General features: G+C 63.9%; 10 protein-coding genes. 3 read left to right on the plus strand and 7 right to left on the minus strand.

Annotation, left to right across the window (positions count from 1 at the left end):
- Positions 1 to 88 precede the first annotated feature (88 nt).
- From GY769_03510 to GY769_03520, 3 genes are all read right to left on the minus strand, one after another.
- Entirely contained in the window at positions 89 to 301 is a 213-nt protein-coding gene (locus GY769_03510; protein ID MCP4200980.1) for a sigma-70 family RNA polymerase sigma factor, read from the minus strand.
- A gap of 168 nt (positions 302 to 469) precedes the next feature.
- Positions 470 to 2,287 (minus strand): serine/threonine protein kinase, encoded by a 1,818-nt coding sequence (locus GY769_03515; protein MCP4200981.1) that lies wholly within the window; start codon positions 2,285 to 2,287, stop codon positions 470 to 472.
- A 90-nt stretch (positions 2,288 to 2,377) separates the two neighbouring features.
- Positions 2,378 to 3,073: a hypothetical protein gene (locus GY769_03520; protein MCP4200982.1), complete on the minus strand. Its 696-nt coding sequence runs from the start codon at positions 3,071 to 3,073 to the stop codon at positions 2,378 to 2,380.
- A 216-nt stretch (positions 3,074 to 3,289) separates the two neighbouring features.
- Between GY769_03520 and GY769_03525 the strand changes: the two genes are divergently transcribed.
- Positions 3,290 to 4,777: a hypothetical protein gene (locus tag GY769_03525; protein ID MCP4200983.1), complete on the plus strand. Its 1,488-nt coding sequence runs from the start codon at positions 3,290 to 3,292 to the stop codon at positions 4,775 to 4,777.
- A 7-nt stretch (positions 4,778 to 4,784) separates the two neighbouring features.
- Here the strand turns inward: GY769_03525 and GY769_03530 are convergent, their stop codons facing one another.
- On the minus strand, positions 4,785 to 6,212 hold the full coding sequence (locus GY769_03530) for a hypothetical protein (GenBank protein MCP4200984.1): 1,428 nt from the start codon (positions 6,210 to 6,212) through the stop codon (positions 4,785 to 4,787).
- Between the two features lie 182 nt (positions 6,213 to 6,394).
- On the opposite strand from GY769_03530, the gene GY769_03535 reads away from it, so the two are divergent.
- Entirely contained in the window at positions 6,395 to 6,811 is a 417-nt protein-coding gene (locus GY769_03535) for a DUF4019 domain-containing protein (GenBank protein MCP4200985.1), read from the plus strand.
- Positions 6,812 to 6,849: 38 nt separating this feature from the next.
- Here the strand turns inward: GY769_03535 and GY769_03540 are convergent, their stop codons facing one another.
- Positions 6,850 to 9,552 (minus strand): carbohydrate binding family 9 domain-containing protein, encoded by a 2,703-nt coding sequence (locus tag GY769_03540; protein ID MCP4200986.1) that lies wholly within the window; start codon positions 9,550 to 9,552, stop codon positions 6,850 to 6,852.
- Between the two features lie 187 nt (positions 9,553 to 9,739).
- Here GY769_03540 and GY769_03545 point away from each other — a divergent pair, with 187 nt between their 5' ends.
- Positions 9,740 to 10,165, plus strand: coding sequence for a GNAT family N-acetyltransferase (locus tag GY769_03545; protein MCP4200987.1), 426 nt, complete (start codon positions 9,740 to 9,742; stop codon positions 10,163 to 10,165).
- Positions 10,166 to 10,264: 99 nt separating this feature from the next.
- Here GY769_03545 and GY769_03550 read toward each other — a convergent pair whose 3' ends face one another.
- Together GY769_03550 and GY769_03555 are read right to left on the minus strand one after the other, a co-directional pair.
- Positions 10,265 to 11,413, minus strand: a complete 1,149-nt coding sequence (locus tag GY769_03550; GenBank protein MCP4200988.1) for a DUF2911 domain-containing protein — start codon at positions 11,411 to 11,413, stop codon at positions 10,265 to 10,267.
- A gap of 279 nt (positions 11,414 to 11,692) precedes the next feature.
- Entirely contained in the window at positions 11,693 to 11,944 is a 252-nt protein-coding gene (locus GY769_03555) for a hypothetical protein (protein MCP4200989.1), read from the minus strand.
- Positions 11,945 to 12,083 lie beyond the last annotated feature (139 nt).

Genomic DNA, 12,083 nt, shown 5'->3' on the forward strand with positions numbered 1-12,083 from the left:
AGACATTCGTTTCTTCATGGATGGCGAAACGGGCAACATGATCCACAGCACGGTCCCACCGCATCAAACAAATAGAGCGACGGTTCACTTAACCGTTGGCGAACTTTGGTACGTGTTCGGTCGAGAACTTGGCGTCGCCGCGATAGCCGGGGTAGGACCGCCACAGCTGCAGAAGCATCTCCTGGAGAAGATCTCGTCGGTCCTCGAGGCTGTCGGCGTAGACCGCGGCGATTCGGCGGAGCATTCCCTGATGCGGCTGGATCTCGTTGAGGAAGCTCGTCTGGTGTTTCGAGAGACTCATCGCCACTCATAGGGTAGGTTGCCGATCGCGCCGAAAAACTACGCTCGAAGGGAGATAGGGACACAATGCGTAATGTCCCAGCGCGGGCCAATAGCCGGCCCTCGTGCCTGAGGTCCTCCGATAGCGGTGCCCTTCCGATAGGGGTGCCGGCCCGAGAGTGGGGCGGGGTCAGGGGCTGCGAATTCGCTGAAGCAGCCAATCGAGGTGGCGCTCGATCAGGCCCGGGTCGATGAGCTGGAAGTGGTTCTTGCCCCACTCGGTGAAAAAGTCGTCGTCCCGGAAGTGCGGCCCTAGGATTCCGTCGTCGAGTTGAGCGAGCCGGAGCTTGCGGAGAGCCTCCTGCTCACTGTCGTTGAAGATGCAGCGAACCGCTATTTCGTGCTCGGTCGCATAGCGATACCACTCGGCGAAGGGTTGACGCTCTGCGTTCGTGAAGGGCTCGATGGTTCCCGCAGAAAGCGAGCGCAGAACGCCCATCTCGGATCGGTACTTCCAAGTCACTTCCGCGAGGTAGCGGTGCAGCTCGACCCATTCCTCGAGTTTGTTGACCGAGCTGCCGATCTCCCTCAGAGCCGGCAGGATCTCTTGCGGTTCGAGACTGGCGACCTTCGCTATTCGCGCCGAGAAGAAACATGTTTCGAGACCCAGGTTGCAGCCGAGACTGAGGACGCCGTCCACCAGTTTCGGGTCCAGCTCGGTTTCGACAAGTAGCCGAAAGGCCGCATCCGCACCGAGGGAGAAACCCGTGAGGATGACGATTTCCGGCGCCAGCCGTTCCACCGCATCACTTAGAAGATGCTCTAGGACGGTGAGCTGGTCTGGCATGGCCATGACGATCCGGTGCTCCGGATCCGGCTCGCAACCGTAGAAGTTGGAGGCGATCCCCCGGAAAGGCGACCGAGCGAGGGTCTCTTCGAAGATCCTGTGGTCGAGACCCATGCCCGGGAGGTAGAAGACCAGAACCTCAGAGGATCGCTCGTTGTCGAGATAGTACGCGTCGTCGCCGATCACGCGCGGATCGAGCGTCTCGCGATCGAGCCGTCGGCAGAGCTCCGCGGTCAGGGGAAACGTGCGTTCGACCGAGGTGGAGGGTCCCGCGGCTCGACCGTGCTCCGCAGCTGGACCGTGCTCGATCTCCCTGAGTGCGTCTTCCAGCTCGATTCGAACGTCGGCGGCTGCATGCAGGCGTCGAACCGGGTCCTTGCGCAGGCACCTGTTCAGGAGCCGGAGAAGCGCCGGCGGCGTGCCGGGCGGAAGTAGGTCGGAATCGGGGCTTCGCTCGAGCACCGCGGCAAGCCGATCGCTGTTCGTCCGTCCGTCGAAGGCGGCTTTGCCGGTCAAGGCTTCGTAGAGCAGGCAGCCGAAAGCCCAAATGTCGGACCGGGCATCGGCCTCGGAGCCGCGAATCTGCTCGGGGCTCATGTAGCCCGGAGTACCCAGGAGCGCACCGACCTCCGAGATCTGGGTCACGGTGTCTGTATCACCGAGTTGGGTCTCGGATTCAACCCTCGGCCTCGCGACGGCCTTGGCCAAGCCGAAGTCGAGGATCTTGACCGTCGCTCGGGGCGTCAGCTTGACGTTCGCCGGCTTCAGATCCCTGTGGATGATTCCCTTCTCGTGTGCCGCCTCGAGTCCGGCCGCTATCTGGATGGCCACCGCCACGGCCTCATCGACGGGAACCGGTCCGCGCGCGGTTCTCTCAGCCAGAGTCTCTCCTTCGGCAAGCTCCATCACCAGGAAGTGAGTGTCGTGGTCGTGCCCGACCGAATGAATCGCCGCGATGTTGGCGTGGCTGAACGAGGCCAGTAGCTTGGCCTCGCGGTCGAAGCGCGCCAGCCGCTCCTCGTCTTCGGTGAACTTTGTCGGCAGAATCTTGATCGCCACCTCGCGGCCGAGCTTGGTGTCGGTCGCCCGATATACCTCACCCATCCCGCCTTCGCCCAGTTTGGCGGTGATCTTGAAGTGAGACAGCGTTCGGCCGATCATGATGTGCCTGGACCCGATTGTAGAAGCTTTTGGGCCCGAGTCAGTTTGCACGGGGGGGTACGGCCGACTTACACTTCGGCTCGCCAGTCCTTACCCCGACGCGATGTCACCGCGGTAGGGAAACTTCTTGGCCAGCTTCCTGGTGATGCCGCGCACGACGTCGTTGGCCGGTTGGCTCCAGTCGGTTTCGCGATTCACCGCCACCTTCCACAGTAGGGTGCCCTCGTCGGCGGTGACCAGCTGGCCTTCGGCGTAGATGTCGTAGGTCCGCGGGCCCCAGGGCAGCAGCCAGGCGTGGTCTTCGTCGAGCGCTTCGAGCACCACGTGTACGCCGACGGCGATGCCGAACGACGCGAGGTCGGACAGGTAGCGCGTCTTGCGTACCCTGGTGCGGACGACGGCGTCCACTTCCAGTACCTCGGCCAGCTCATCGGCGGGCAGCGCCCAGGTGTCGCGAATGGCAAGTCCCTCTTCCCTCAGGAGCTGGTTCGTGGTTTCGATCGGTTGGATCGAGATCCACACCGGGCGTCGTCGGTGCGGGCTCGACCGGTTCAGCAGATAGTTGTAGAGCGAGGCCTGGAAGGCCAGGCTCTCGCCTTCCTCGATCAACAGGATGTCCTCGGCGGCGAGGCCCTTCGGGGCCTTGCCCGTGAACACCATCTCGACCGGGAGCACGGCAACTTCCTGATGGTCGAGCGCCACCTCCGGGAAGCTCGGCGAGGTGTAGTTGACCGCCGTGCAGGCGGTGAACGAGACGGCGGACAGCAGCAACGTGATTCTTTTCATGATGTCTCCTTTCGTGTCCACCCGGTTGATCCTTCCGCAGATTACGATTTGCAAGAGCGGTACCCACTCCCCACTTCCTCAGAGGTGCAGCCACTTCTTGAGTCAGAGCCAAGATTACGTATTGTGCCCCACCCGAATGGGTGTTGCTCTGGCGCAGAGGCTGCTGCTAGGTATCCGAGAGCGGCTGACGGTCAGGCCAAGAGGAGGTTTGTGCCGATGACCTCTCGCCAACGCCCTATTCCTACCTATGTGCTTCTCGCGCTGCTGCTCGTCCTGTCGCAGCCGCTCGAGCCCGCTGTCATCACGGTCGGTGGCACGTGCAATCTGAACGCCGCCATCGATGCCGCCAACGACGACGCACCTCGCGGAAGCTGCCCGGCGGGTTCGGGATCGGACGTCATCAAGCTCACCGCCGGAGTTCCCCTGACGATTGTCGACAACGACACCGACGGTTCCAACGGGCTGCCCTCGGTCACCAGCAGGATCACCGTCGAGGGGAACGGCTATCTCGTCTACCGCGACAATTTTGGTGTGCCGACGCCGCCCCCGTTTCGCGTCTTCCACGTCGGCGCAACGGGGGACCTGAGGCTTAAGGACCTGACGGTCCTGTTCGGAAGGTCACAGAAGGGCGGCGGAATCTACAATCGCGGCGGCCTCACTTTGAAAAACAGCACCATCGGTCCCAATCTGGCCGACGTCGTCCCGGGGTCCCGTCGGGGCGGCGGCATCTACGCTCACGCGGCATCGACGACTCGAGTCGTCAGCAGCGTGATCTCCAATAACTCCGTCATCGACGCTGCCGTCCGCGATGGTGGCGGCGGCATCTGGGCCGGCACCGGCGCGTCCGTGGTGGTGTCCCACAGCACCTTCTCCAACAACGATGTCACTTCGTTCACCGGAGCCTACGGTGGTGCCGTCGGCGGTCCGGATGCCACCGTCACCATCACCAACTCCACAATCTCCGGCAACAGCATCTCGGCTACTTTCTATGGCTACGGCGGTGGGGTAGCGGCAAGGGATCTGTCGATCTCCAACAGCACGGTCTCCGGCAACACGGCATCCGTAAGCAGTGGCGACTCCTATGGTGGCGGTGTTTGGGGTGGTGGGAGCGTTCATCAGACGACCTTCCATGGGAACTCGGCGGACTACGGCGCTTCTCTATACGGCTCGGGGGGAGGCCTGACTCTCTCGGGCTCGCTGTTTGCCGCCGCCGCCACCGGCGACCACTGCGAGGGAACACTGAGTGACGCCGGCGGCGGCAACCTGGCCGACGACGCCACCTGTCTGCCGGCTTTCGGCTCTCTTACAGGACTCGACCTGAACCTGGCCGACAATGGCGGTCCGACGCAGACCCACGAGCTGCTCGACGGCAGCTCGGCCATCGACAACGCCGGCGCCTGCGGCCTCGGCACCGACCAGCGCGGCGCCGGACGGATGGGCAGCTGCGACAGCGGTGCGTTCGAACACCTCGGCAACGGCTGCTCGCTCAAGGAGTTCGAGGATGTAACCATCTCGACCTCCTGGTTTGGTCTCGCCTGTCACACAGGCTTGGTCGGACCCAACTTCATCGTTGACGGTCCACTCGGCTCGTGGGACCTGTACGTCGGTTATCTCGCGGTCTTGAGAGACGGGTTCGAAGTCCGTGAGGGCGCTGAGCTGAGCGTCACTATCGATCCGTCTCTTTTGCCACCGCCCCCTCCGTAGGACAGTCCTAGGGCTGATGGAGCCCGAGGAGTCGCGGCAGGTCTTCTTCGATCGCCGCCTCGGCCTCTTCCTGGCTGCCCCCAAGTGCTATGACGTTGAGCTTTCCCAAGCGCGCCAGCGGACCGACGTTGTAGAAGATAAAGCGCCCCCGACCGGTTCCGGCGTCGAACAGGTCCTTGCCCACGGCCGAGAGAATGTCGCCGAAGGGGGCGCCGACGAGCCCGGGATGAACGAAGTCCTGGGCGCGGTAGGGCGGGCGTGGGCCGGCGAGCAAACGATCGAGAAGAGCCATTGGTGTCGAAGTGCCACCCCAGCGGCCGTTGCACTCGACAAAGCGGACCGAGAAGTCCTCAGGCGGATTGCCGAGGACCAGGAAGTCGAACGAGCATCGCCCGACGTAGCCGAGCTCCTGGAGGCCGGCGGCGACTTGCACCGAGGCGGACTCCAGCTCCTGATTCACCTTCGCCGGCAGGGTCGAGGGACGCGAGCCGACAAAGACGCGGCGCTCGCCACGCAGAAGCTGTTCGTAGATCCCGTCGAGTCGCGGCTCGCCGCCGCCGGCGGGCGGGATCCACAGCTGGGTCGAAGGCGACAGCTCGGTCTCCTCCCAGGCAACAGCGAGGACCTCTTCACCGTCCCACTCGGTGCGCTCGAGAAAGGCCAGAACCTCGGCCTCGACCGCGGCCGCCTCGAGCTCGGCGAGCGAGCTCGCCTCGAAGACTGCGTTACCCATCGCCGAGGCGCAGCGCAGCCGCTTGAGGGCCACCCGACGATGCCGCCTCGCCAGCGCGACCAGGTCCCGAGCGAGCGCCTCCGGGCTGGAGCTTCGGCGGGTCTCGACCAGGTAGTCGGCGCCGAGGACACGGGTGACCACTTCGCCGAAAGCCGCCTTGTCGTTGGCAACCCAGGTTACCGGCGGTGGCGGCGCCAGCATCCCGACGGGTTGACCGCTTTCCACGGCGATCCTCCGTCCGAGCTCCCAGACCGACTCGATCCCCATGAAGGGATGAATCACCAGACCGCCGGCCTCCTCGGCGCGTGAGACAAGACGCTCGAACGACGCACCGCTTGAGCACGCTTCGGCCAGGGCGAGGGGATTCCGATCGTTCGGGGCGGACATGAACTCGGCCCGGCCAAGGGTCAGCCGCTCACGACAGTAGTTCTCGTAGACCTCGTTCTGTGGCGTGCCGGCGGCGAAGAGATCTCCATCGGCGGCTCGCAGTCTGGCGCGATGTTGGTACTCCTCGACACCCCCGATGTCGACCAAGAACGGGATGGCCGAGAAGTCGTCCAGGTTGAGAACCGGAGAACCGGCGAGAGACTCGTGCCACCCAAGCGGTTCGTAGGCCGCGAGCGCCTCGCGATTCTGGCGCTCGACAAGCGCCCGCACGGCAGAACGTGCCCGCTCCAGGTCCGATCTGGCGTCGATTCCCACGTCGCTGACTCTAACGTGGGGACACAATACGTAATGGGCCCTGTCACAACTCCGCCGGCCAGCTCGTGAATAAGACCGTCCCTCGGACGTATGAGTAGATAGGTGCCATCTATGAATCCCGAGCGGATTGATCACAATGTGGTTGGATCGCAGTTGAGAAGAGGAGAACTGAGATGACTTCGATGAGAAAACCGGTGGCCGTGATCGCCTTTCTCCTGTTGCTGGCAGCTCCAGGGGCGCACGCTGATTCTGAGGCCACGGATGCCGCTGTCGAGGCGGCCGAGGTGTGGCTGGCCCTGGCCGACAGCGGCGAGTATGAAAAGAGCTGGGACGAGGCCGCGGATTACTTCAAGAACGCGGTGACCAGGGAGAAGTGGGTGCAGTCGTTGCATGCGGCTCGCAAGCCGCTGGGGGAGCTCTCTTCGCGGGAGTTGAAGTCGGCTGACTACAAGACGGCGATGCCTGGCGCGCCCGACGGTAGGTACGTGCTGATGCAGTTTGCGAGTTCGTTTAGCGCCAAAGCCGAGGCGATCGAGACGGTGACCTTCATGGGCGAGCCGGACGGCGAGTGGAGAATGGCCGGCTACTTCATCAAATAGCAGCTAGGTCGCCGGACATTGGTCTCCGGCCTGCCCGTTCAGAACGCCAGCCACTTGCTGAACTTGACCAGAAAGATGTCCTCTGGCTCGACCGAGAAGAGGTCGTCCAGCCCCTCCTGGAAGTCCCCGTCGGGCGCCAGCAGGTCCGAGCTCTCGCGGCTCTGCGTCCAGACGACGAACACCGTCGAGCCGGGGGTGTACTCCCAGCGGACCACGACGTTGGCATTGAGGAAGCGGGCGTCGAAGTCCGGGCCATCGAAGTCGTAGTCGACCGTGCCGTTTCCGTCTTCGTCGACTTCAAAGGTCTCGCTTTCGGCATCGAAAGCGATCTGCTCGGCGCCGAAGACCAGGAAGCGGTCCCGGTAGCGGCCGGCGACCGGGTCGGTGATGCGCTTGAACTCGCTGTATCTGCCGTAAGAGACGAAAGGTGCGGCGTATAGCTGCACGGTCAGATTCGGCGTGATCGTGTAGTCGAGCCGGGTGGTGAGGACGAGGGTCTCCTGATCCAGGCGGCCGAAGATGTAGCGCTCGTCTTCGGCGAACGCGACCGTGTCGATGTATTGTAGCTCGGGCCGGTTGCGCGAGTACTCCGGGCTCAGAGACAACCGGATGGCGTTGGTCGGCCGGTAGGAGAACGTCGCCCAGGCTTGCCGGGAATCGCCGCCGCCGTCGTCGGTCCGGCGCACGTAGCCCCCGAGGTTGACTCTGAGATCGCGCCGTTCGTCCGAGTTGACCCACGCCTCGTAAGCCCAGCTTCCGGGCCAGCGCGACGCCGGCCCGCCGCGCAGCTCGCTGTTGGAGGTGGACTCGCCCCGGCGGGTGATCGAGGCGCCGGCGTGATACTTGTTCTTGAACTGGGCGTTGGTGTTGACGTTGTACCTGGCGCCGAGGAAGTTGCCGGCGTAGTCCCAGTCGAGCCACTGGTTGCCGTTGAGTTGCCAGCGGTCGAAGATGCTGAACGGATTGCGCTTGCTGTAGCCGACCCAGGTGAACTGGTTGATCTGGTCGGCGTTGCGCATGAAGCCCACGTCGTTGATCTCGAAGCCGGGGGAGCGCCAGGCCACCCCGGTCTGGAACATGAGCTCGTGGTTGCTCGTACGCGTGAAGCGAACCGAGCCGGAATGGCCGGCGAGCGATTCCCGGGTGGGATCGAGGGTCGCCGAGTCGTTCCCGGGCCGCTGGTAGTAGCGCGCCGAGGACTCCTGGGCTTCGAGAATAGCCTCCTGACTGCCCCGGATCTCGCTTCCCAGGAGATTCGCTTCGAGCCGGTAGTCGCGGTTCTTGAAATAGGTGCCGAAATCGAGACCGAGAGCGTAGGCCTCTCGGCGCATGGCATTGAGATGGTCGTCATCGAGCTCGCGGCTGACCGCTGTCACCATGCCGCCGATCTGGGTGTCGCCATCCTCGAAGTCCTGCTGCACGCGCCCGACGAAATAGCTGGTCAGCGGCTCGACGGTCAGCCGGCTGCGCTCGCCGTCGAGGTCGACCGCCGCTTCCTCCTTGGCGGTGACGCTTTCCAGCAGGCCCAGCGAGAGGCCGGAGGCGGTCTTGCCACTGAGCTTGAAGGCCCCCAGAATTCTCGTGAATCCAGGGACGTCCACGTAAGCCTCATCGGGAAGGTCCGGGTCGTGCCCCGGCGGGCGTCCGATGCGCCGCGAATAGAACAGGGTGTCCCGAGTGAAGTCGCCGCCGGTGGTGGCCGGGGCGAGACGCAGGTCGAAGATCTCTTTGCCCTCGATGAAAAACGGGCGGCGTTCGTCGAAGAAGGTCTCGAAGGCAGAGAGGTTGACCTCGGAGGGGTCGGCCTCGACCTGTCCGAAGTCCGGGTTGACGGTGAAGTCGAGCGTGAGGTTGCTGGTGATCCCGAGCTTGCCGTCAAGGCCGCCGTCTAGGTTGTCGTCGCTGCCGTCGCGAAAGGGATTGCCGGGCTCCGCCTCGAAACTCTCGCCGCTGGCGACGCCATAGGGTGTCAGCTCGATACGACGCTTCGGCTGCAGGTCGTCGAGGCCGCGCAGCTCTCCGAAGCGGCTCACCCAGCCGTCGACGCCCTTCGGAATCCGTTGCCAGGTCGAGCGCTCCTCGAGCCTGAACAGGCGTCGATGGACCTGCAGCCCCCAGCTCTGTTGGGCCGCGCTGCTGAAGCGGAGCTGGCTCAAAGGGATCCTCATCTCCGCCGTCCAGCCCTCGCCGTCGACCCGCGCGGCTCCGTCCCAGACGGGATTCCAGTTGGAGTCCCAGTCGTCGCCGTCGTTCGAGATGAGCTCGTCGCTGCGCGTTCCGGAGAGGCTGAGAGTGAAGGAGAAGGCGGTGCGGCGATCCTGGTAGCTGTCGATGTTGACCTCGATCCAGTCGCCGGGGAAGTGGTCCCTCCGGGCGAGGATGGGCCTCATCAGCCCCGGATCGTCTTCGAGGCGAAATCCAAAGTAGAGAGCGCTGTCGTCGTAGACGACCTTGAACCGGCTCTGCTGAGTCGGGGGCTCGCCATCCGTAGGATCGCGCTGGATGAAGTTACCCGACCACTCGACGGTGTTCCAGACCGGGTCGTTCAGGACTCCGTCGACGACCGGGGGCTCGCTCGCTATCCTTCGGGTGTCGTAGACACGTGTTGCGATCGTCGGGGCGGTCTGCGCGCCGTCGGATTCGGTGTCCTGGGCCTGAGCCTGTGTCTGAGCGGGGAGGGTCGCCGCCGACAGGGCGAAGATCAGGAGCAGGACCGCGTTCCTCGTAGCTTCAATCGGCACAGACGACTCGCCTCGGCCTCCGCGGGCGTTCCATTCCTATAAACGGACTGGAGATCAGAAAGTTAGCAAATAGAATCCTCGCGGACACGATTCGTAATGTCGGTGCGACGCTCATTTCCTTGACTCCGCATCGGACCCATGCCTCGCGCACCGAGGTCGGGTGTAGGCTTCGAGCAGTGGCCCGTCGATGAACCGAGTTCACCAGCTAACGACCCACGAGGAGTGGGATCAAGCGTGGCCGGTCTTGCAGTCTCTGCGCGTTGAGCTTGACCGCGAGGCCTTCCTCGAATCGCGAGAAGACCTGACCTCGAGCGGGTACGAGCTCTTCGGGTTGATCGCGGAGGGGAGAGTCGTGAGTGTTGTCGGGCTCGTGATCCATGCGCACGTGCTTCGCGGCAGCGATTGTCGGTTGTGCGATCTAGCGACTCTGGAAGCTGAGCGTTCGAAGGGATTCGGGAAAGAGCTCGTTCGGTTCGTGGAGCGGTACGCGAGGGATCGTGGGTGCAGGCGGGTCCACATCCATACTGGGCTTCATCGCGCCGACGCGCAGCGATTCTATGAAGAGCACGTCGGATGGGAGAAGAGTGCGGTCGTGTACAAGAAGAGACTCTGAGCGTACCCGCAGGACGACGTCGAGGATCCCTAGGACCGGGCTCGTCGCCGAGGACGATGGCCCGGGCTCCAGGGATCGAGCGACCTCTATGCCGCCACCCTAGGGGTTGATGTTCTCCCCCTTCTCGAGGCGAGCGATCTGGGCCTCCAGGTTCTGCTTCTGCGCTCCAGCCGGGGCGCGGGTCAGGGCGATGCGGGCGTGCTCCAGGGCCTTCTCGAAATTACCTTCCTCCGAGTAGACGCGCGCCATGCCGAAGTCGACCGGCCACTCTCCCGAGTGCCTCTCGTGGTTTTTGCGGAAGATGACGTTGGCGGCTTCCATCTGACCCTGCTGCTGCAGGCCCCGGGCGGCCATGTGTACGAGGACCACGGTCGCCGTGGGATGCTCGATCGCCTGGTCGAGGGTTTCCATGGCCTCCTCACCTCGGCCGACGCTGTTGAGGATCTGGGCTTTGTTCGAGATCGTCTGGAAGTTCGCGTTGGCGGCGATGGCGGCGTCCGCCCATTTCACCGCATCGTCATGGTAGGCGTCCTGTTGGGAGGCCCATTGGGACGCCCGGACGAAGTTCTGGAAGCTGAACCCCACGGCGCCTGTGAGCTCCGCGGTCATCGTCTGATGGTAGAGCTCCGAGATGTTCGGAACCGAGACGCGGAAGGGCACCCGGAGGTTCTCCCAGTGCAGTACGGCCAGGGTGGTGTCGAGCTGGCGGTCGTCGAACTCGAAGGTCAGCCACTCTCTGAAGAAATCGGTCTTTTCGGGTTTCACCGTGACCTGCAGGGCGTCGAGGTCCGGCTCGTAGAAGAAGCTGCCCCAGGCGGAGGCATTGCGGTTGAAGATGATCGTCCACTCGTCTTCGCCGGGAGCCATGAACAGGGCATACTTGCCGGCCGCCAGGGGCTCGCTCTCGATCTCGACATCGTGGGAGACGGTGATGGTCGTGTTCTCGTTCGCGCCGACCCGCCACGGCATGTTCTCCGCGGTGCCAAACCCCGGGTAGAAGGGATTGGGCGCGATACCCCATGGCACGAGCTGGCCCCAGATCTTGCCGGTCCGGTCGTCGCCCGCCGGGCTGGTGACGTCGGGACTGTTGTAGTCGATGGTCACGGAGGCCATCCCCAGGTACTGGGTGACGACGGAACGCTGGTTGGCCCCGGGCGGTGGGGTCGTCAGGCGCTGGGCGCTGAGGCTTCCCGTCGGGGCTACGAGAAGAAGGAGGGCAAGAATGAAGCGGGCCGACCTTATATGCATGGATGATCTCCTGTCAGGTTCCGAAAGAAGTGTGCACAGGACACGGTGATTCCTGAGAAACGCCTATCTTCTACGGAATCGGACGGACGAAGTTGCCTAGCAGGGCGGCTGGCAGCAACCCCCTGCAAGCGATTGCCCGCGAGGGGGCGATCAGTTCGGCCAGAGCCAGCCGAAGACGCCCCCGGTCAGAAGAGCGTAGACCAGGCCATCGAAGATGTGCTTGGCGGAAGTGCTCCAGGGCTGACCCTTCCAGATCGACTCGGTGGCGGCGGAGCCGGCCTAGCCGAGGAACGCCGCCGTGCCGGCGATACGAAAGACCGTCAGGTAATCGGCAGCCGGGCAGTGCGGCAGGTAATAGTGGCCTGGCGAGACTTTTTCGGATCTCATAGCCGCCATCACGTTGTCCTCACCGGGCATCGCGCTGTAGTCGCTGCGGTGGTACTTCAGCACCATGTGGAGGATCGAGCTAGCGATGAAAACCACCACCGCCGAGAGCAGGATCGGAAGCCAGAGCGCCGTCAGATAAACCATATCTACCTCTTTGTTGACTGCGCCCGCCGGGCTACGGTTCGGCTCGGGCGGGTGCCGACGATTCGCGGAATTGGGGACGGCCGCGATACTAGCAGCTCCCGACGGGGTTTCGAGGAACACGAACACCCTCCGGGCTAGA

It is taken from the genome of bacterium (assembly GCA_024224155.1).
Lineage (GTDB): Bacteria > Acidobacteriota > Thermoanaerobaculia > Multivoradales > JAHEKO01 > CALZIK01.

Bases quoted from the DNA above. Each gene is read 5' to 3' on its own strand.
- GY769_03510 (MCP4200980.1), bottom strand. From the start codon at position 301: ATGAGTCTCTCGAAACACCAGACGAGCTTCCTCAACGAGATCCAGCCG.
- GY769_03515 (MCP4200981.1), bottom strand. From the start codon at position 2,287: ATGATCGGCCGAACGCTGTCTCACTTCAAGATCACCGCCAAACTGGGC.
- GY769_03520 (MCP4200982.1), bottom strand. From the start codon at position 3,073: ATGAAAAGAATCACGTTGCTGCTGTCCGCCGTCTCGTTCACCGCCTGC.
- GY769_03525 (MCP4200983.1), top strand. From the start codon at position 3,290: ATGACCTCTCGCCAACGCCCTATTCCTACCTATGTGCTTCTCGCGCTG.
- GY769_03535 (MCP4200985.1), top strand. From the start codon at position 6,395: ATGAGAAAACCGGTGGCCGTGATCGCCTTTCTCCTGTTGCTGGCAGCT.
- GY769_03545 (MCP4200987.1), top strand. From the start codon at position 9,740: ATGAACCGAGTTCACCAGCTAACGACCCACGAGGAGTGGGATCAAGCG.
- GY769_03550 (MCP4200988.1), bottom strand. From the start codon at position 11,413: ATGCATATAAGGTCGGCCCGCTTCATTCTTGCCCTCCTTCTTCTCGTA.
- GY769_03555 (MCP4200989.1), bottom strand. From the start codon at position 11,944: ATGGTTTATCTGACGGCGCTCTGGCTTCCGATCCTGCTCTCGGCGGTG.